This window comes from Mumia flava, from assembly GCF_002797495.1.
In the GTDB taxonomy this organism is placed as follows: Bacteria; Actinomycetota; Actinomycetes; order Propionibacteriales; family Nocardioidaceae; genus Mumia; species Mumia flava.
Genome location: NZ_PGEZ01000001.1, coordinates 1,540,964 through 1,559,581, shown reverse-complemented (window position 1 = coordinate 1,559,581; position 18,618 = coordinate 1,540,964). Strand labels below are relative to the sequence as shown.

Sequence of the window (18,618 nt, the reverse complement as noted above, 5' to 3'; positions counted from 1 at the left end):
GGACGGTGCCGCTCACGCCCCGAGCCACCACACGCCGGCCGCCGCGGCCACGAACCCCGCCACCATCATCAGCACGACCAGGCTCGGCGCGACGGTCCGTACCGGTGGTGTGTCGTCGACGGTCTCGATCGCCTCGGCGAGCCGGCCGGGTGACTCCGGGCGGTCCGACGGCCGGACCGCGGTCGCCGCGGCGAGAACCCGGTCGACGCCCGCGCCGGCCTCGGTGGGGTCCGGGCGGTCCGACGGGCTGCGCCCGACCGGCCCGTCGAAGGGCAGGCGCCCGGCGACGAGCTCGTAGGCGAGGACGCCGAGCGCGTGGACGTCGCAGCGGGCGTCGAGCGGCTGGCCGAAGGCCTGCTCGGGAGCCATGTACGCGGGGGTGCCGGTCGTGACCGTGATGCCGCTGGCCTCCGCGAGCCGCTTGGCGCTGCCGAGGTCACTGACGACCACCTGACCGTCGGCGTCGAGCAGGAGGTTCGACGGCTTGACGTCGCGGTGCAGGACGCCCGCGTCGTGCAGGACCTGGACGGCCCGCGCCGACTCCGCGGCGAGAGCGAGCGCGCGCTCGCGGCCGACTCCGGTGGCGATCACGTCGGCCAGGGTCCCGCCGGGGAGGAAGTCCATCACGAAGTACGGTCGGTCGTCGGCGATCCCGACGTCGTGGACCCGCACCACCCGGGGGTCGTCGATCCGACGCAGCAGGCGCGCCTCGGCGAGGAACCGCTCGCGGACGTCGGTGTGGTGGACCCAGTTGTCGGCCAGCACCTTGACCGCGACCTGCACCTCGAGATCGGTATCGTAACCGCGCCAGACGGTCGCGAACGCGCCCACGCCTTCGACCGCGTCGAGGCGGTAACGACCGAGGTGTCTCACGCAGGACAGTATCGACGGAGGCTTCGTGGAGGTCGAGGACGGGACGCTGGCCGCGGCGCGCTCCGGGGACCCGGTGGCGCTCGACGCCCTGCTCCGTACGATCCGGCCGATGGTGCTGCGCCGCTGTGCCCGCGTGCTCCCGTACCGGCAGGACGCGGAGGAGGCCGCGCAGGAGGCGCTGCTGACCGTGGCCGAGCGGATCGGAGACTACGCCGGACGTGGTTCGTTCGCGGGATGGGTCTCCGCGATCGCGACGAACCAGGCCCGGATGACCTATCGGAGTCTGCGGCGACGGTTCGCCGAGACCGGTCTGGCCGAGCTGCCGGAGGCTCCGGACCCGCGCCGGGTCAGCATCATCGCGGGCAGCCGGGTCGATCTGATGGACGCGATCGACGCCCTCGAGGCCACGCACCCCGAGACGGTCGAGGCGTTCCTGCTCCGTGACGTCGCCGGCCTGGCGTACTCCGACATCGCCGTGACGACCGGGGCGCCGCTCGGCACGGTCAAGGCGCGGATCCACACCGCCCGCCGCTTCGTCCGTGGCAGGCTGGTCGACGCCGACGGAACCCGATGACAACCTTTCGTGTGGCCGGTGCATCGGAACAGGTGAGAGTCGCCACCGGGGCGGCCGAGGAGGAATCATGCGCCGCACCATCGCCGCCCTGCTGGTGTCGCTGAGCATCGTCGCCGGCGGCGCGCTCGGGTTCGTGGCCGTCGACGTGAACGACGGTCGCGCGCTCGCCGGTCAGGGCCCGGCCGAGCCTTCCCCGTCGTCGGCCCCTGCCCCGACGGTGGCCACCGCCGTACCGGGCTACGTCGTCCCCGGTGCGATCGGGCCCGTACGGGCCGGGATGTCCGTCGCCGACGCCGTCGAGACCGGCTACGTCGAACGCGATCGAGAGCGCGAGCGCATCTGCGGTCAGCGCTACTACCGGTGGACGGGCGATCTCCGGGAGGACCTCGACCTCTACACCTACCAGGGAGTCGTGACCGACGTCGGGATGCTCGGCCCCCGCGTCGAGACACCGAACGGCATCACCGTCGGCGACACGCTGCGCAGCCTGCGCGATGCGTACGGCCCGGACCTGTCGGGGCCGATCACGCTGGACTACGGCAACGTCGGGTTCATGGTCTCCGACGGCGACGACTGGGTGGGCTTCGGCTTCGAGGCCGGACCTGACGCGATCGGCGCCGCGTCGCGGATCACGCTGATCCAGGTGACGAGCGGGAGCCGTCCGGGCCTGATGCGCGACGGCTGCTGACGGGGGCCTTCCGGAGCCGCCGTCGCGGACCGACCCCGGTGAGCAAACGCTCACGTGCGCTGTGTCACCCTGGTTCCGTACTCGCCAGTAGGGTTCTGCGTGAGGTCCCGCTGTGAGTAGCCTCACTTCCACAGGACATGACAATCAGGAGCACGCCGTGAGCAACCTGGCCTCCCTTCTCGAGAACTCGACCGCTTCCTACCCCGACCGCACCGCGATCGTGTTCGGCGACACGCGGCTGTCGTACCCGCAGGTGAACGCCGCCGCGAACCAGGTCGCGAACCTGCTCGCCTCCCGCGGTATCGGCCACGGCGACAAGGTCGCCCTCTCGTGCCCGAACCTCCCGTACTTCTCGATCGTCTACTACGGCATCCTCAAGTCCGGCGCGACCGTGGTCCCCCTGAACGTGCTCCTCAAGGGCCGCGAGGTCGCGTACCACCTCGCCGACTCCGAGGCCCGCGCCTACTTCGCCTTCCAGGGCACGCCCGAGCTCCCGATGGGCCAGGCCGCGTGGGAGGGCTTCAACGCCACCGACGGCTGCGAGCACTTCTTCCTGATCACCGCCGACCCGACGGCGCCGTCGCCGATCGAGGGTGCCGAGACCTTCGCGGCCGCGGTCGGCAACCAGCCCCCGACGCATGACACGGTCGCCACCGACGACTCCGACACGGCCGTCATCCTCTACACCTCCGGCACCACCGGCCAGCCGAAGGGTGCGGAGCTGTCACACTCCAACATGCTGAGCAACGCCCTGACCGGCGAGAAGCTGTTCGGCGCCGACGCGAGCAACCCCGACACGTACCTGTGCGTGCTCCCGCTGTTCCACTCCTTCGGCCAGACCGTGATCCAGAACGGCGCCTTCGGCTACGGCGGCACCGTCGTGATGCTGCCGCGGTTCGAGGCCGACGCGGCGCTCGGTCTGCTGGTCAAGGAGAAGATCACGTTCTTCGCCGGCGTCCCGACGATGTACTGGGGCCTCCTCGGCGCGCTCGAGGGCAGCGAGATCCCGGCGGGCGCGGTCGCCGAGAACCTCCGCGTCGCCGCGGCCGGCGGCTCGTCGCTGCCGGTCGAGATCATCCGCGACTTCAAGGCGAAGTTCGACGTCGACATCCTCGAGGGCTACGGCCTCTCGGAGACCTCGCCGGTCGCGTCGTTCGCCCCGCTCGGCGCCGAGCCGCGCCCGGGCTCGATCGGCAAGCCGATCCCCGACGTCGAGATGAAGCTGATCGACCCGGACTGGAAGGAGATCACCGAGGTCGGCGACATCGGTGAGATCGCGATCAAGGGCCCGAACGTGATGAAGGGCTACTACAACCGTCCCGAGGCGACCGACGAGGTGCTCCAGGACGGGTGGTTCCGGACCGGCGACCTGGGCCGCAAGGACGAGGACGGCTACTACTACATCGTCGACCGTGCCAAGGACATGATCATCCGCGGCGGGTTCAACGTGTACCCGCGCGAGCTGGAGGAGGTGCTGATGACCCACCCGGCGGTGTCGCTGGTCGCGGTCATCGGCGTCCCGCACGACAGCCACGGCGAGGAGGTCAAGGCCGTCGTCCTCAAGAACGCCGGTGACGAGACCACCGAGGAGGAGCTCGTGGCGTGGGCCAAGGAGCAGATGGCGGCCTACAAGTACCCGCGCATCATCGAGTTCCGTGACGAGCTCCCGATGACCAGCACGGGCAAGATCCTCAAGCGCGAGCTCTGAGCCGTCCCGCTGGTCGAGGCGCGAGCCCGCCCCGTCCCGCTGGTCGAGGCGCGAGCCCGCCGCGTCCCGCTGGTCGAGGCGCGAGCCCGCCGCGTCCCGCTGGTCGAGGCGCGAGCCCGCCCCGTCCCGCTGGTCGAGGCGCGAGCGAAGCGAGCGATCGAGACCCCTCACCCGGGTCTCGATCCTCGCTCCGCTCGGCCTCGACCACCGGTTGGTCGGTAGACTCGGCGCGTCCCGTCCCACCGTTCCCAGGAGCGCACCGTGGCCCGTGTCGTCGTCGACGTCATGCCGAAGCCGGAGATCCTCGACCCCCAGGGCAAGGCCGTCCACCAGGCGCTGGACCGGCTCGGGTTCGGCGGGGTGGCCGACGTCCGGCAGGGCAAGCGGTTCGAGCTCGCCGTCGACGGCGACCTGACCGAGGAGCGGCTCGCGGAGGTCCGCAGGATCGCGGAGACGCTCCTGTCCAACCCGGTGATCGAGGACTTCGAGGTCCGGATCGAGGAGCCGGTCGCGTGAAGGTCGGGGTCGTCACCTTCCCGGGCTCGCTCGACGACGTCGACGCGCAGCGCGCCGTCCGCCTCGCCGGCGCCGAGCCGGTCGCGCTCTGGCACGGCGACGCGGACCTGCGCGGGGTCGACGCGGTGGTGCTGCCGGGCGGCTTCTCCTACGGCGACTACCTGCGCTGTGGCGCGATCGCACGGTTCGCGCCGGTGATGGCCGAGGTCGTCGCAGCAGCGGAGCGCGGGATGCCCGTGCTCGGGATCTGCAACGGCTTCCAGATCCTCTGCGAGTCGCACCTGCTGCCGGGGGCGCTGATCCGCAACGACCACCGCACGTTCGTCTGCCGCGACCAGCGGCTGCGGATTGAGAACGCCTCCACCGCCTGGACCAGCGCGTACGGCTCGGGTGAGGAGATCGTGATCCCGTTGAAGAACGGCGAGGGCGGCTACGTCGCCGACGACTTCACGCTCGAGATGCTCGAGGGCGAGGGTCGGGTGGTCGCGCGCTACCTCGACGACAACCCGAACGGCTCGCTGCGCGACATCGCCGGGGTCACGAACGAGCGCGGCAACGTGGTCGGGCTGATGCCGCACCCGGAGCACGCCGTCGAGGATCTCTGCGGTCCCGGCACCGACGGGCTCCGGTTCTTCACGTCCGTCCTCACCAGCCTGGTCTCCTGAGCAGGAGCGTGCGATGACCGACCCGGCGATCGAGATCACCGACCAGGCCGACCGGCGACGCTACCTCCTCACCGTCGACGGTGAGCAGGTCGGCAAGATCAACTACCGCGATCCGAGCGACGGGGTCCGCGACCTCCTGCACACGGAGGTGGACCCGCGGATGAGCGGGCGAGGGCTCGCGAGCCGGCTCGTCCGGACCGCCCTGGACGACATCCGGAGCAAGGGCTGGACCGTCGTCCCGACCTGCCCGTTGGTCCGCGCCTACGTCGAGAAGCACCCCGAGTACGCCGACCTGGTCGCCACGCGCTGACCGGCTCGCGCCGACCCGGTCCCTCGACTGGCGGCATCCCTGCGCCCGGGTGAGGATCGGAGCATCCCCCGAGTCCGACCACCGGATGGCGAGGGGGTGCGTGTGCTCACGAAGGCCGTCGTCGTCGCGTCCGCCGCACTGGTCGCGATGGTTCTCGGACTGATCGGCTGCTCCGGCCAGGGTGCCGCCGACCGGCCCGGCGAGACGCTCTCCCGGATGCTCGTGGCGCTCGCCGACGGACGGTACGAGGACGCGTGCCGGCTGACCGCGGACGCCGACGGCCGGATCGAGGACGGCACGCGGCTGGCGGCCTGCACCGAGCGGATGCGCGTGTACGCCGAAGGGTCGGGCTATCGGGCCCTGAGGTCGCTGCGTGACGTCGGCATCCCGCCGCCCGACGTCGACGGTCGCCGTGCCGAGATCGACGGAGCGGAGATGACGGGGGCCTCGGCGGCATTCCGCGAGGGCACCTTCGAGCTCGTGCGGATCGATCAGCGCTGGTACGTGAGCAGCCGATGAGCACCCCGGAACCGCGTCACGCGTCACTGGCGCCACGCCCGCGGCTGGTTCTGCTCGTGGCAGTCCTCCTGGCGGGCGGGGCGATGGCGGTCGGCCTCGTCGGCGGCCTCGGCGCGACCCGGGCGACGGGCGCGGCGGAGCCGTTGCCGCAGGGGCCGGCGGAGACGTTGCAGAGCGTGCTGCGGGCCCTGGGTCAGGGCGACGTCGAGGCCGCGTGCCGCTCCGCAGCCCCGGACGGAGTGCCGATCGTCGACGACGAGCAGCTCCGTGGCTGCGCGGCCGATCTGCGCGACCGGCTCGACGACGTCTCCGACGCGACGCTGCGGGCGTACCGCCGCATCGAGGTCCGGGGGGCCACGGTCGCGCGGACGCGCGCGACCGTCGAGCCGCACCAGATCGAGGACCGTCCGGTCCCGCTCCGCGGCCAGACCTTCACACTGGTGGTGCACGCCGGCCGCTGGTACGTCCTGGTCTGAGATCACCGCCGGTGAGGCGTTGAGGATGCCGGTAGGACATCCTTGGGTGCGTGTTCGTCCGGAGTCCGCGCGCCGCGCGCCAGGTGGGACTGCTCGGCCCTGCCTTCGTCGCGGCGGTCGCGTACGTCGACCCGGGCAACGTGGCGACGAACGTGACCGCGGGCGCCGAGTACGGATACACGCTGGTGTGGGTCGTGGTGCTGGCGAACGCGATGGCGGTGATCGTCCAGTACCTGTCGGCGAAGCTCGGCCTCGTGACCGGCCGCTCGCTCGCGTCCCACATGGGCGACGTGCTGCCGCGGCGCACCCGGATCGCGTACTGGCTGCAGGCCGAGGCCGTCGCGGTCGCCACCGACGTGGCCGAGGTGGTCGGCGGTGCGGTCGCTCTCGCGCTGCTGTTCGATCTGCCGCTGCTGCCGGGCGCGCTCGTCACGGTGGCCGTCTCGGTGCTCGTGCTCAAGGTCGGCGACCGGTGGGGGCAGAGTGCCCTGGAGCGCCTGGTGATGGCGTTCCTGCTGCTGATCGCGGTCGGCTTCACCGCGGGGCTGTTCGTCGCCCCGCCGGAGGCGACCGACGTCGTCGGCGGGCTCGCACCTCGGTTCGACGGCACCGGCAGCGTGCTGCTGGCGTCGGGGATCATCGGAGCGACCGTCATGCCGCACGTGATCTACCTGCACTCCGGTCTGACGTCGGGGCGGCTCGGACGGCGCGGGCTGCTCCGCTCCACCCGGGAGCTCATCGCGGCGACGCGCGTCGACGTCGTGGTCGCACTGGTCGTGGCCGGGACCTTGAACCTCGCGCTGCTGCTCGTGGCGGCGACGAGCCTGGCCGGACTCCCCGGCACCGACACCTTGGAGGGCGTGCACGCGTTGATGACGAGCGAGCTCGGCGCCGGCGTCGCGCTGCTGTTCGCGGTCGCGCTGCTCGGCTCGGGACTCGCGTCGACGTCGGTCGGGTGCGCGGCGGGCGCCGAGGTGATGGCGGGCCTCCTGAACAAGCGCGTGCCGGTCCTCGTCCGGCGCCTCGTGACGGTGATCCCGGCGCTGGTCGTGCTCGTGCTGGGCATCAACCCGGCGCACGCGCTGATCGGCTCCCAGGTGGTGCTGTCGGTCGGGATCCCGTTCGCGCTGATCCCGCTGCTGTGGTTGACGTCGCGGCGCGACCTGATGGGCGAGCACGCGAACCGTCGTTCGCTCACGGCCGCCGCGGTCGTCGTCGCGGGGATCGTGATCGTGCTCAATGTGGCGCTGCTGGTCCTGACCTTCGCCTGAGCCCGCGCGACCCTGGGCCGTGTCGGTGGCACGGCCTAGGGTCGCACTATGGATCAACGTCTGAGCTTCATCTCCGTCGCCGTCACCGACGTGGCCCGCAGCCGCGCGTTCTACGTCGACGGCCTCGGGTGGGCCGAGAGCATGTACGTGCCCGGTGAGGTGCTGATGATCGGTGTCGCCGACAAGGTCGTCCTCTCGCTGTGGGACGTCGACGGATTCCGTTCCGAGGTGGGCGAGCCGTCGACCGGCGGCATCCCGCCGATCACCCTCGCGCACAACGTGCCGACGACCGACGACGTCGATTCCGTCTTCGCGCAGATGGTCGCGGCCGGTGGGACGGCGGTGGCCGAGCCCCAGGCCCGTGACTGGGGGGGATACACGGGATACGTGGCCGACCCGGACGGATACCGGTGGGAGATCGCGTACAACCCGGGGCCGATCGGCGAGACCGTCCTCCCGTGACCCGGCCGGTGAGCCTGACGACGGACCGGCTCGTCCTGCGTCCGTGGCAGGAGACCGACCGCGCGCCGTTCGCCGCTCTGAACGCCGACGGGCAGGTGATGGAGCACTTCCCCGCGCCCCTGACCCGGGCGGAGTCGGACGCGCTCGTCGACCGGATCGTGCAGCGGTTCGCGGCGCAGGGCTTCGGTCTGTGGGCGGTGGAGGAGTCCGCGACGGGGACCTTCCTCGGCTTCACCGGCCTGAACCCGGTGCCCGAGGCGGTCGCCGCGGCAGCCGTCCGCGACACGGGCGCCGGGGTCGGCGGCGAGGACGATCCGACGCCGACCGAGATCGGGTGGCGGCTGGCGCGCCACGCCTGGGGCCGAGGGCTGGCGTCGGAGGCTGCGCGTGCGGCGGCGCGGTACGCCTTCGACCGCGCCGGTCTCTCGACGGTGTGGTCGTTCACCTCGGTGACCAACGACCGCTCGGTCGCCGTGATGCGGCGGATCGGGATGGTGCTCGCGGGCGAGTTCGACAACCCGAGGGTGCCCGCCGGGTCGCGGCTGGTCCGACACGTGCTCTACCGCCTCGACGCCGTCGACGGGCCCCGGGACGCCTCGACCTCGACCACCGGTTCGTTAGGGTGACCTTATGAGCGTGACTGCGATCGACCCCCCGGGCTCCGCTGCCGACCGCAAGCGCTATCCGTTGCGGTTCGAGGTGGTCTCCAGCGAGCCGATCACCCCGCACATGCAGCGCGTGGTGCTCGGGAGCGTCCAGTTCGACGAGTTCGCCCGCCGGTTCGGCGGCTACTCCGACTCCTACGTGAAGCTCGTGTTCCTGCGCGACGGCGTCGACTACCCCGATCCGCTCGACATGCAGTTCGTCCGGGCGACGTTCCCGGCCGACGACCTGCCGGTCGTGCGGACCTACACGCTGCGCACGATCGATCTCGAGCACGCCCGGATCACGATCGACTTCGTGGTCCACGGCGACACAGGTGTGGCCGGCCCGTGGGCGGCCTCGGCCACCCCGGGCGACGTGATCCACCTGCTCGGGCCCGGCGGCGCGTACGTCCCGGACCCGGTCGCTCCGTGGCACCTGCTCGCCGGTGACGAGGCCGCGCTGCCGGCGATCCAGGCGGCCCTGGAGGCGATGCCGGCGGGCGCGCGGGTGCACGCGTTCGTCGAGGTGGGCGGTCCCGAGGACGAGCAGCCGTTCACCTCCGAGGCCGACGTGACCCTGACCTGGCTGCACCGCGGTGACGCGCCCGCCGGGACGACGACGCTGATCGCCGACGCGGTCAGGACGGACGCGTGGCCGGCGGGTGCGCCGCAGGTGTTCGTGCACGGGGAGTCGTCGCTGCTCAAGCAGCTGCGTTCGTACCTCCTGCACGATCGCGGCGTCCCGCGTGAGCAGCTCTCGCTGTCCGGCTACTGGCGTCGCGGCGAGTCCGAGGAGGGCTTCCGCGCCTGGAAGGCGCAACAGCAGGCCTGATGCGGCGGCCCGCGCCGTACGGTGCCTCCAGGGGCACGCCGCACGGGCGCGCCCGTACGGGGGAGGTCGCCATGAGCAACCGCATCGTCCATTTCGAGATTCCGTTCGCCGACGGCGACCGGGCCCGTGCGTTCTACCGGGACGCGTTCGGCTGGCAGGTCCAGGAGATGCCGGAGCTGAGCTACACGATGGTCCAGACCGGTCCGGTCGGCGAGGACATGGCACCGAGCGAGCCCGGGTTCATCAACGGCGGGATGTTCGAGCGCTCCGAGCCCTTCACCGGGCCCGTGATCACCGTCGACGTCGACGACATCGATGCTGCCGTGGCGCGGTTGCGCGACCTCGGAGCGACCGACGTCTCCGAGAAGCAGGCAGTCGCGGACATGGGTTTCGCCGCCTACTTCCGCGACCCCGAGGGCAACATGGTCGGCCTGTGGCAGAGCGCGTGATCAGCGCGCGGCTCAGAAGTGGACGGTCATGAACGGCTCGGCCGCGAACGCCGCGTCGAGCACCGCGTCCTGACCCCGGTCCCCGCCCTGGGCGAGCCCGGCGGCCCGTAGCGCGCCGGTCGACGTACCCGCGAACAGTGCAGCGAGACCCTGCGGCCCGAGCCGGATGCCGTCGGTCGTCTCGGTCGGGTGCAGCGTCGCGGCGCCGTCGTGCACGGTGAGCCGGTACGCGGTGGGCCCGCCGTCGTTCAGTACGGGGTCGTCCAGGACGAGCGGGACCTCGACCACCAGCCCGGACGGGAACCCCCGCGCCGCGATCGCCGCGACCGGGTCGATCACCCGGAGCATCCACCACTCGCGGTGCTGGACCTGGATCTGGTTCTCGTCGAGCCACCACCACAGCGGGTCCCGCGGCGCGAGCGCGGCGCGCACCACGGGCGCCACGGACGAGCCGGATCCCACGAGGCTCCACAGCGTGCGTCGCGTGGCCGCCGAGCCCGCGGCGAGCTCGTGGACCGTCAGCCGCTCGCCGCCGTCGAACTCGTACCCGACGAACCCGTCGTCGGCGAGATAGCCCAGCACGTCGTCGTCCTCGAGGTCGGCGGCGACCTCCTCGGCCGCCCAGGTGTACGGGCCGTCGACCCGGTCCGCCGCGTACCCGGCACCGAGCGCGTCGATCACCGTCCGGGCATCGGACGGCGCGGCGCGGCGCAGCCCGCTGGTGTCCCCGGCCAGCCGCCGCAGCGCCTCCGACGGAAGGTCGACGACCTGACGCTCGCCGGCGATCTCGTACCCGACGGCGCGGTAGGGCCGCACGGTCGCCGGGAACAGCGCCGACAGCGGGTATCCCAGCTCCCTGCTGCGCACCAGCACCGCGCGCATCAGGGCGCCGCTGGCGCCGCGGCCGCGGTGCTCGGGCGCCACGACGACGCCCCCGACCCCGGCCATCCGGACGGGGCGGCCGTGCCACCACTGGACGAAGTCGTTGATCCGCGCGGTCGCGACCACCCGCGCCCCGTCGTACGCCGCGAGCTGGCGCCGCCCTGCGATCGCGCGGCCGGTCATCTGCCGCCACAGGTCGTGGTGCGCGCCCGGCAGCGGCCCGAACGAGCGTGATCGGACGTCGAGCGCGGCGTCGAGGTCGTCGGGGTCGAGCTCACGGATCTCCACGGCTCGAACCTAGGGCCACGACCTGCTCAGGGCGAGCGGATAACGGTTCGGCCACGGCGACTACCCTGGGGGCGTGACCGAAGCGCCTTCGACGCCCGCCGTGCGCCGCCTCGACACCGTCGAGCAGGCCGCCCGCACCCCCGACCACCCGCAGCCGTGGACCGAGCTGGGTCTCAAGCCGGACGAGTACGAGCGGATCCGCGAGATCCTCGGCCGCCGTCCCACCGGGGCCGAGCTGGCGATGTACTCCGTGATGTGGAGCGAGCACTGCTCCTACAAGTCGAGCAAGGTGCACCTGAAGAAGTTCGGCGAGCTCCCGCAGGAGACCCCGCTGGGCAAGACGCTCGCGGGGATCGGCGAGAACGCCGGCGTGATCGACGTCGGTCAGGGCTACGCGGTCACCTTCAAGGTCGAGTCGCACAACCACCCCAGCTACGTGGAGCCGTACCAGGGTGCGGCGACCGGTGTCGGCGGGATCGTCCGCGACATCCTCGCGATGGGCGCGCGCCCCGTCGCCGTCATGGACCCGCTGCGCTTCGGCCCGCTCGACGCCGCCGACACGGCACGTGTGCTGCCCGGTGTGGTCGCCGGCGTCGGCGGCTACGGCAACTGCCTCGGCCTCCCGAACATCGGTGGCGAGGTCGTCTTCGACGAGACCTATCTCGGCAACCCGCTCGTCAATGCGCTGTGCGTCGGCGTGCTGCGGCACGAGCAGCTGCACACCGCCCACGCGAGCGGGGTCGGCAACCAGGTCGTGCTGTACGGCGCGCGGACCGGCGGCGACGGGATCGGCGGCGTCTCGGTGCTCGCGTCCGAGACGTTCACGGAGTCCTCGGACGGCAGGGGCGGCCCCGCGAAGCGACCGAGCGTCCAGGTCGGCGACCCGTTCATGGAGAAGCTGCTGATCGAGTGCACGCTCGAGCTGTTCGACGCCGGTGTGGTCGCCGGCATCCAGGACCTCGGCGGTGCCGGGCTGTCGTGCGCGACCAGCGAGCTCGCCAGCGCCGGCGACGGCGGTATGCACGTCGAGCTCGACACCGTGCCGCTGCGCGACTCCACGCTCTCGCCCGAGGAGATCCTCATGAGCGAGTCGCAGGAGCGGATGATGGCCGTCGTCGAGCCCGAGCATCTCGCGCGGTTCCTCGAGATCTGCGCGAAGTGGGAGGTCGAGGCGACCGTCGTCGGCGAGGTCACCGACGGCGACCACCTGGTGATCGACTGGCACGGCGAGACCGTGGTCGACGTCCCGCCGCGCTCGGTCGCCCACGACGGTCCGACGTACCAGCGCCCGTACGCCCGGCCGGACTGGCAGGACACCCTCCAGGCCGACACCACCGCGTCGCTGGAGCGGCCCGCCGACGGCGACGCCCTCCGTACGGCCCTGCTGGATGTGCTGGGCTCGCCGAACCAGGCCGACAAGTCCTGGGTCACCGACCAGTACGACCGCTACGTCCGCGGCGACACGGTGCTCGCGCAGCCGGAGGACGCCGGCATGATCCGCATCGACGACGAGACGAATCTCGGCGTCGCGGTCGCGACCGACTGCAACGGCCGGTTCGCGAAGCTCGATCCGTACGCCGGGGCGCAGCTCGCGCTCGCCGAGGCGTACCGCAACGTCGGCGTGTCCGGAGCCCTGCCGCTCGCGATCACCGACTGCCTCAACTTCGGCTCGCCCGAGGACCCGGCGGTGATGTGGCAGTTCGAGCAGGCCACGAGCGGGCTCAAGGACGCGTGCGCCGAGCTCGGCATCCCGGTCACCGGCGGCAACGTGTCGTTCTACAACCAGACCGGCGAGACGGCGATCCTGCCGACCCCGGTCGTCGGCGTGCTCGGCGTGATCTCCGACGTGACGACCCGTGTGCGGCAGGGCTTCGCAGGCGAGGGCGACGCGCTCCTGCTCCTCGGGTCCACCCGCGACGAGCTGGACGGATCGGCGTGGTCGCAGGTCGCGCACGGCCACCTGGGCGGTCGGCCGCCGCAGGTCGACCTGGCCGCCGAGAAGGCACTGGCCGACCTCATGGTCGAGGCGGCCGCGCAGGGCCTGGCGAGCACGGCGCACGACCTCTCCGACGGCGGCCTCGCGATCGCGCTGGCCGAGGCCACGATCCGCAACGGCGTCGGCGCGACCGTCACGCTGCCCGGCGACCCGTTCGTGTCCCTGTTCTCGGAGTCCGTCGCGCGGGCGCTGGTCTCCGTACCGTCCGGGTCGGTGGACGCGTTCGAGGCGCTCGCGGCACGCTACGGTGTGCCGGCGGCGCGGATCGGGACGACCGGGGGCGACGCGCTGAGCGTCGACGGCCAGTTCACGATCGGGGCCGAGGAGCTCCGCACGGTCTGGCGCGCGCCGATCCGCGAGGCGATGCGGGGGTGATCCCGGCCGCGGCCTACCGCCTGGACGCAGCGTCGATCGTGGCGCTGCGCGACGACCTCGCGCGCTGGCAGCAGCGCGAGGGGATCGAGCAGTGGCAGGTCGGGGAGGTCGGCGCCGACGAGGTGCGTGACCAGATCGCGGCCGGGCAGTGGTCGGTGCTGCGCGACGACGGACAGATCCAGGCGACCATCCGGCTGATGGAGTCCGACCCGTTCTTCTGGGACGACCTGGTCCCCGGCACGGCGACCGACGCGCTCTACGTCCACGGGCTGATGGTGCGACGAGCGCAGGCCGGTCGCGGGCTCGGCGAGGTGCTGCTCGACTGGGCTGCGCGCCGCGCTGCCGACGACGGTCGTGCCTTCCTGCGTCTCGACGCCCGGGTGAGCAATCCCAGGCTGATCGCGTACTACGCCCGCCTCGGCTTCGTCGAGCGCGGGGCCCGGGCGATGCCGGAGCCGTGGGGCGAGGCGATGCGCCTCGAACGCCCCGTCTGACGGGTCAGCCGCGCAGCTGCTCCGAGAGCGCCTCCACGTCGAGATCCCACCGGAGTGCGCCGTCCTCGAACGACGGGACCCAGCCGCGGAGCGAACCGCCGGTCCTCAGCACCTCGAGGACATCGCTCAGGAGGTGCTCGATCGAGGGCCACTGGACCCCGAAGTAGTCGCACTCGACCTTGTCGAAGCTCATCAGGCACCCGTGGTCGGGCCCGCCCCGCAGATCGACAACGAGATCCTCGCCGCCGCGGTCGTCGCCGATCGGGACGAAGTGGTGGATCCACTGGTGCGCGGGAACCCCGGCGACAGGGAGAGGCGTGTTGGGCACGTCGGCATCGCGCAGGAGGTCGTCCCAGATCTGGCGCATCATCACGGCCTTCGCCGCGGCTTCGGTCGGCGACACCAGGTCGAATGTCGGCAGCACCGAGCCGGGCGTCGGCCGCTCGCCCTCGGTCCTGCGCTGTCCGTCGTGCAGGGACCACCACTCTCGCAGCTCCTCCGGGAACGTGAGAGAGAGCTGAGCCTCAGCGCGCTCGATCTCGCCAGGCCGTGGCTCCCGCAGCGTGCCGGCGGTCAGCTCGGCCCGGCGGTGGAGGATCTCGAGGATCTCGCCCCAGAGCGTCCGGACGCCTGATGTCATCGTCCCTCCTGGTCGCGTGGCTGGTCACCGTGATCGACGACCCGACCGTACCGGTGCGTAACGGCTCGCGAGTCTCGACATCGGCGCGAGTCTCGACATCGGCGTTGCCGGGACAACGGGAATGTCGAGATTCGCGTGATTCCGCGAGGAAGTGGACGGGAGTCTCGGCCGAGTATCAGGTCGCCGTCCTCGACCGGGACGCCTCAGCCGCGGCGCTGGGAGCCGGCCGGGCGGCCCTTCGAGCCGTCGGTACGGCCGCCGCCGGAGCGACCCGAGCTGCTGCCGCCGCTCGCCGCTGGGCGCGCGCCACCGCGACCGCCGCGCGACCGGCCCCCACGACGGCGCCGTGAGCCGGAGCGCGGGGCGACGTCGTCCCCGCCGCGGGATCCTCCCGGGCGTCCACCGCCGTTGCCCCGACCGCCGTTGCCGCGGCCGCCGTTGCCGCCGCCGGACGAGTCCGGCGCAGGCGGAGCGACCCGCTCGGCCTCGGGCCCGACCAGCCGCGCAACGATCGCGTCGTCGACGGCGACGTCGTGCTCGGCCGGCTTGATCGAGGCTGCGCGCATGAGGCTCCGCACGTCACGACGCTGGTCGGGGGTCGCCACGGTGACGACGACGCCGGAGGCGCCGGCACGGGCGGTGCGGCCCGAGCGGTGGAGGTACGCCTTGTGCTCGGCCGGGGGATCGACGTGCACGACGAGGCCCACGTCGTCGACGTGGATCCCGCGGGCGGCGATGTCGGTCGCGACGAGCACCCGGACGCTGCCGTCGGCGAACGCGGCGAGGTTGCGCTGGCGGGCGTTCTGGCTCAGGTTGCCGTGCAGCTCCACCGCGGGGATCCCCGAGGTGGTGAGCTTCTTGGCCAGGCGCTTCGCGTGGTGCTTCGTCCGGGTGAAGGCCAAGGTCCGACCCTGTCCGGCGACGAGCGCGTCGACGAGCGTCGGCTTGCCCTCGCGGGTCACCGTCAGCACGTGGTGCTCCATGTCCGGCACGGGCGAGCTGGCGTCGTCGACGGAGTGGGTGACGGGGCTGGAGAGGTAGCGCTTCACGAGCGTGTCGACGCCGTTGTCGAGCGTCGCGGAGAACAGCAGGCGCTGGGCGTCCCGCGGGGTGCGGTCGAGAAGCCGGCGCACGGCCGGCAGGAAGCCGAGGTCGGCCATGTGGTCGGCCTCGTCGAGCACGGTGACCTCGACCTGGCTCAGGTCGCAGTGACCCTGCCCGATCAGGTCCTCCAGGCGGCCCGGGGTCGCGACGACGACGTCGACGCCGTTGCGCAGCTTGGTGACCTGAGGGTTCTGGCCGACGCCGCCGAAGATCGTCATGGTGCGCAGCCGCAGCGACTGCGCGAGCGGTGCGAGGGTGTCGAGCACCTGGGTCGCGAGCTCGCGGGTCGGCACCAGCACGAGCGCACGGGGGCGCCCCGGCTCGCGGCGCCGGCTGCTGCCGTCGAGGGTGGCGAGGAGCGGGACGCTGAACGCGACGGTCTTCCCGGAGCCCGTACGGCCCCGGCCGAGGACGTCGCGGCCGGCGAGAGAGTCGGGGAGCGAGGCCGCCTGGATCGGGAACGGCTCGGTGATGCCGCGCTCACGGAGGGAGGCGACGATGGGCGCGGGCACGCCGAGGTCGGCGAAGCTGGGCACAGAGGTGTCCTTCGAGTCGGAGGGAGGCCGTGGTTGCCGGCCATCGCTCACGAAGAGGACGGGGAGGGTGCGAGGCGCACCGCTCGACAGACGACCGCGGACGCCGGGGGCGTCCTGGTGCCACCGTACGGGATCGGTGGTCGAATCCACGCATCCGACGCGGGAGTGAGTCTCATGACACACTCCCGCCATGCGCACCACGCGGTCGCGTCGCCGCCTCGGCTCCCCGGAGGACCGGGCGACCTACGAGACGCTCCACACGGCCTCGCTGGCCGGACGCGCGCTGCGCCGCGGTCTCGACGAGGAGTCGGCCGAGCGTGCGCTCAAGCACCTGCGTGCTCTCCTCGGGTCGCCGGCCGTGGTCCTCACCGACACCGAGCGGGTGCTCGCGACGGACGGCACCCGGGTCCGCGCCGAGCACGCCTGGGACCTGGCACGTCGGGTGATCGAGCACGGGGCGACCGGGGCGTTCCGGACGCCGACGGCCCGCCACCCGCACGCGATCGTGGCACCCCTGACCGTGGAGGACGCGGTGGTCGGAGCGGTCGTCGTGTTCGCCGACGACACCTCGGCCGGGCTCGCCCGCGCGACCGACGAGGTGGCCCGGTGGGTCTCCGCGCAGCTGGAGCTGGCCGAGCTCGACCGCTCCCGCACCGCCCTGATGGAAGCCGAGCTGCGGGCGCTCCGGGCGCAGATCTCGCCCCACTTCGTCTACAACTCGCTCGGCGCGATCGCCTCGTTCGTCCGGACCGACCCCGAGCGTGCGCGCGAGCTGCTGCTCGAGTTCGCCGACTTCACCCGCTACTCCTTCCGACGTCACGGCGAGTTCACGACGCTGGCCGACGAGCTCCGCTCGATCGAGCGCTACCTGGTGCTGGAGAAGGCGCGGTTCGGCGACCGGCTCCAGGTGACGGTGCAGGTCGCCCCCGAGGTGCTGAGCGTGACGCTGCCCTTCCTGTCGATCCAGCCGCTGGTCGAGAACGCGGTCCGGCACGGTCTGGAGCGCAAGGCCGCCGCCGGCCAGGTCGTCGTGCTCGCTCGTGACTCCGGCACGGAGGCCGTGATCACCATCGAGGACGACGGGGTCGGCGAGGACCCGGACCGGATCCGCCGTGCGCTCTCCGGTGCCGTCCGGGAGTCGGTCGGCCTCGGCAACGTCGACGCGCGGATGCGAGCGGTCTACGGCGACGCGTACGGGATCGTCGTCGAGACCGAGCGCGGCGCCGGCACCAAGGTGACCGTACGGATCCCCAAGTACGCCCCCGGGACGGAGCGATGACCCCGTCGGTGGAGGCGCCGGACTGGTGCGCCGACCCGAAGAGCTGGCCCGCTGAGGTCGCCGCATGGGTCGACGCGATGCTTCGCCCGGCCGGACGGGTGCGCACCGGTGCGCCCGAGCAGGTCGAGCGGAGACCGTGGGCGATCGTGCTGAGGATCCCGACCGACCGCGGAACGGTCTGGTTCAAGGACAACGTGACGGCCCAGCGCCACGAGGCAGCGCTGGTCGCGACGCTCTCCTCCCTCGTGCCGGGGGCCGTCCTGGACCCGATCGCCGTGGACGGCGACCGGGGCTGGCTCCTGATGCCCGACGGCGGCTGCACGGTCCACGACCTCCGCCGTGACACCGAGGTCGAGGTCTGGGCCGAGGTGGTCGGTCGCTGGGCGGCCACGGCCAGGGCGCTCGCCGACCACACCGGTGCGCTCACCGGCTCCGGGGTCGATGTCCTGGGAGCCGGTGACGCCCTCGCCTACCTCCAACGGCGGACCGAGGAGATCGCCATGATCGCGGCGGACGATCCTGCGGCAGTCGCGCCCGAGGCACTGACCGGCCTCCGGAAGGCCATGCCGGCCCTGGGGGATGCGCTCGGCGCCCTCGATCGGCTCGGGCTGCCGGACACGTTGGTGCACAACGACCTGCACACCAGCAACGTGTTCGCGCCGGGGGCGCCCGACGCGTCCTGGGCGGTGTTCGACCTCGGCGACGCGCTGCTGTCGAGCCCGCTGGCCGACCTGCTCGTGCCGTTGCGGTTCGCGGCCCGCGCCCGCGGCACGTCGCTCGACGACCCGGAGCTCGCCCCGGTCGTCGACGCTGCGTTCGACGTGTGGGCCGACGCGACCGACCCGGCCGCCCTGAGGGCGGCGCTCCCGGGCGCCCTCGTCCTCGGTTGTCTGTGCCGCTCGGAGAGCTGGCGCCGGATCGTGACACCCTCGGTGGCCGAGGCCGCCCCCGAGCTCGCGACGGCGAGTCCGGACTGGCTGCTGGAGACCGTCGCCCTGCCGGGCGTGACGCACGCCACAGACCGCGCTTAGAATCCC

At 72.5% G+C, this 18,618-nt stretch carries 21 protein-coding genes; 17 read left to right on the top strand and 4 right to left on the bottom strand.

Annotated elements, in window-relative coordinates; all coding sequences use genetic code 11:
• Window positions 1–12 precede the first annotated feature (12 nt).
• Complete coding sequence (locus CLV56_RS07420) at window positions 13–873, bottom strand: serine/threonine-protein kinase (protein WP_039341723.1); 861 nt, start codon at window positions 871–873, stop codon at window positions 13–15.
• 25 nt (window positions 874–898) lie between these two features.
• Between CLV56_RS07420 and CLV56_RS07415 the strand changes: the two genes are divergently transcribed.
• The 13 genes from CLV56_RS07415 (at window position 899) to CLV56_RS07355 (ending at window position 9,987) form a co-directional block, all read left to right on the top strand.
• Window positions 899–1,447 carry an RNA polymerase sigma factor gene (locus CLV56_RS07415; protein WP_039341721.1) on the top strand — a complete coding sequence of 183 codons (549 nt, stop codon included), beginning with the start codon at window positions 899–901 and terminating at the stop codon, window positions 1,445–1,447.
• A 67-nt stretch (window positions 1,448–1,514) separates the two neighbouring features.
• Entirely contained in the window at window positions 1,515–2,135 is a 621-nt protein-coding gene (locus tag CLV56_RS07410) for a hypothetical protein (protein ID WP_039341719.1), read from the top strand.
• Between the two features lie 157 nt (window positions 2,136–2,292).
• A complete protein-coding gene (locus CLV56_RS07405; RefSeq protein ID WP_039341718.1) occupies window positions 2,293–3,843 on the top strand; it encodes a long-chain-fatty-acid--CoA ligase in 1,551 nt (516 codons plus the stop codon).
• A 261-nt stretch (window positions 3,844–4,104) separates the two neighbouring features.
• Window positions 4,105–4,359, top strand: coding sequence for a phosphoribosylformylglycinamidine synthase subunit PurS (gene purS, locus CLV56_RS07400; protein ID WP_039341717.1), 255 nt, complete (start codon window positions 4,105–4,107; stop codon window positions 4,357–4,359).
• A complete protein-coding gene (gene purQ, locus CLV56_RS07395; RefSeq protein ID WP_039341716.1) occupies window positions 4,356–5,024 on the top strand; it encodes a phosphoribosylformylglycinamidine synthase subunit PurQ in 669 nt (222 codons plus the stop codon). Before purS ends, purQ begins: the two co-directional genes overlap by 4 nt.
• 13 nt (window positions 5,025–5,037) lie before the next feature.
• A complete protein-coding gene (locus CLV56_RS07390) occupies window positions 5,038–5,334 on the top strand; it encodes a GNAT family N-acetyltransferase (protein WP_039341715.1) in 297 nt (98 codons plus the stop codon).
• A 102-nt stretch (window positions 5,335–5,436) separates the two neighbouring features.
• Entirely contained in the window at window positions 5,437–5,853 is a 417-nt protein-coding gene (locus CLV56_RS07385; protein WP_157805103.1) for a hypothetical protein, read from the top strand.
• Window positions 5,850–6,329 carry a hypothetical protein gene (locus CLV56_RS07380; RefSeq protein ID WP_039341713.1) on the top strand — a complete coding sequence of 160 codons (480 nt, stop codon included), beginning with the start codon at window positions 5,850–5,852 and terminating at the stop codon, window positions 6,327–6,329. Before CLV56_RS07385 ends, CLV56_RS07380 begins: the two co-directional genes overlap by 4 nt.
• A gap of 50 nt (window positions 6,330–6,379) precedes the next feature.
• Entirely contained in the window at window positions 6,380–7,600 is a 1,221-nt protein-coding gene (locus tag CLV56_RS07375) for an Nramp family divalent metal transporter (protein ID WP_039341712.1), read from the top strand.
• 48 nt (window positions 7,601–7,648) lie between these two features.
• Entirely contained in the window at window positions 7,649–8,062 is a 414-nt protein-coding gene (locus CLV56_RS07370; protein WP_039341711.1) for a VOC family protein, read from the top strand.
• The gene (locus tag CLV56_RS07365; RefSeq protein ID WP_039341710.1) at window positions 8,059–8,688 is read left to right on the top strand and encodes a GNAT family N-acetyltransferase; all 630 of its coding nucleotides are present in this window, start codon (window positions 8,059–8,061) and stop codon (window positions 8,686–8,688) included. Before CLV56_RS07370 ends, CLV56_RS07365 begins: the two co-directional genes overlap by 4 nt.
• Before the next feature lie 4 nt (window positions 8,689–8,692).
• Window positions 8,693–9,538, top strand: coding sequence for a siderophore-interacting protein (locus tag CLV56_RS07360; protein ID WP_100414616.1), 846 nt, complete (start codon window positions 8,693–8,695; stop codon window positions 9,536–9,538).
• A 71-nt stretch (window positions 9,539–9,609) separates the two neighbouring features.
• The gene (locus CLV56_RS07355; protein WP_039341709.1) at window positions 9,610–9,987 is read left to right on the top strand and encodes a VOC family protein; all 378 of its coding nucleotides are present in this window, start codon (window positions 9,610–9,612) and stop codon (window positions 9,985–9,987) included.
• Window positions 9,988–9,999: 12 nt separating this feature from the next.
• On the opposite strand, the gene CLV56_RS07350 is transcribed toward CLV56_RS07355, so the two are convergent.
• Window positions 10,000–11,157, bottom strand: a complete 1,158-nt coding sequence (locus tag CLV56_RS07350) for a GNAT family N-acetyltransferase (protein WP_039341708.1) — start codon at window positions 11,155–11,157, stop codon at window positions 10,000–10,002.
• Between the two features lie 73 nt (window positions 11,158–11,230).
• Between CLV56_RS07350 and purL the strand changes: the two genes are divergently transcribed.
• Both purL and CLV56_RS20560 read left to right on the top strand, forming a co-directional pair.
• Window positions 11,231–13,528, top strand: coding sequence for a phosphoribosylformylglycinamidine synthase subunit PurL (gene purL / locus CLV56_RS07345; RefSeq protein ID WP_211288013.1), 2,298 nt, complete (start codon window positions 11,231–11,233; stop codon window positions 13,526–13,528).
• Window positions 13,525–14,022, top strand: a complete 498-nt coding sequence (locus tag CLV56_RS20560) for a GNAT family N-acetyltransferase (RefSeq protein ID WP_157805102.1) — start codon at window positions 13,525–13,527, stop codon at window positions 14,020–14,022. The genes purL and CLV56_RS20560 overlap by 4 nt, the downstream gene beginning before the upstream one ends.
• Window positions 14,023–14,026: 4 nt before the next feature.
• Here the strand turns inward: CLV56_RS20560 and CLV56_RS07335 are convergent, their stop codons facing one another.
• Together CLV56_RS07335 and CLV56_RS07330 are read right to left on the bottom strand one after the other, a co-directional pair.
• Window positions 14,027–14,662 (bottom strand): SMI1/KNR4 family protein, encoded by a 636-nt coding sequence (locus tag CLV56_RS07335; protein WP_039341707.1) that lies wholly within the window; start codon window positions 14,660–14,662, stop codon window positions 14,027–14,029.
• Between the two features lie 203 nt (window positions 14,663–14,865).
• A complete protein-coding gene (locus tag CLV56_RS07330) occupies window positions 14,866–16,302 on the bottom strand; it encodes a DEAD/DEAH box helicase (RefSeq protein ID WP_245857682.1) in 1,437 nt (478 codons plus the stop codon).
• A gap of 190 nt (window positions 16,303–16,492) precedes the next feature.
• On the opposite strand from CLV56_RS07330, the gene CLV56_RS07325 reads away from it, so the two are divergent.
• Both CLV56_RS07325 and CLV56_RS07320 read left to right on the top strand, forming a co-directional pair.
• Window positions 16,493–17,581, top strand: a complete 1,089-nt coding sequence (locus tag CLV56_RS07325; RefSeq protein WP_039341705.1) for a sensor histidine kinase — start codon at window positions 16,493–16,495, stop codon at window positions 17,579–17,581.
• The gene (locus CLV56_RS07320; protein ID WP_039341703.1) at window positions 17,578–18,612 is read left to right on the top strand and encodes a phosphotransferase; all 1,035 of its coding nucleotides are present in this window, start codon (window positions 17,578–17,580) and stop codon (window positions 18,610–18,612) included. The genes CLV56_RS07325 and CLV56_RS07320 overlap by 4 nt, the downstream gene beginning before the upstream one ends.
• Window positions 18,613–18,618: the final 6 nt, after the last annotated feature.

What these genes read in the sequence shown, in the direction of transcription:
- CLV56_RS07410 (WP_039341719.1), top strand. Translation starts at nt 1,515, where the DNA reads ATGCGCCGCACCATCGCCGCCCTGCTGGTGTCGCTGAGCATCGTCGCC.
- CLV56_RS07390 (WP_039341715.1), top strand. Translation starts at nt 5,038, where the DNA reads ATGACCGACCCGGCGATCGAGATCACCGACCAGGCCGACCGGCGACGC.
- CLV56_RS07380 (WP_039341713.1), top strand. Translation starts at nt 5,850, where the DNA reads ATGAGCACCCCGGAACCGCGTCACGCGTCACTGGCGCCACGCCCGCGG.
- CLV56_RS07370 (WP_039341711.1), top strand. Translation starts at nt 7,649, where the DNA reads ATGGATCAACGTCTGAGCTTCATCTCCGTCGCCGTCACCGACGTGGCC.
- CLV56_RS07360 (WP_100414616.1), top strand. Translation starts at nt 8,693, where the DNA reads ATGAGCGTGACTGCGATCGACCCCCCGGGCTCCGCTGCCGACCGCAAG.
- CLV56_RS07355 (WP_039341709.1), top strand. Translation starts at nt 9,610, where the DNA reads ATGAGCAACCGCATCGTCCATTTCGAGATTCCGTTCGCCGACGGCGAC.
- CLV56_RS07335 (WP_039341707.1), bottom strand. Translation starts at nt 14,662, where the DNA reads ATGACATCAGGCGTCCGGACGCTCTGGGGCGAGATCCTCGAGATCCTC.
- CLV56_RS07325 (WP_039341705.1), top strand. Translation starts at nt 16,493, where the DNA reads ATGCGCACCACGCGGTCGCGTCGCCGCCTCGGCTCCCCGGAGGACCGG.
- CLV56_RS07320 (WP_039341703.1), top strand. Translation starts at nt 17,578, where the DNA reads ATGACCCCGTCGGTGGAGGCGCCGGACTGGTGCGCCGACCCGAAGAGC.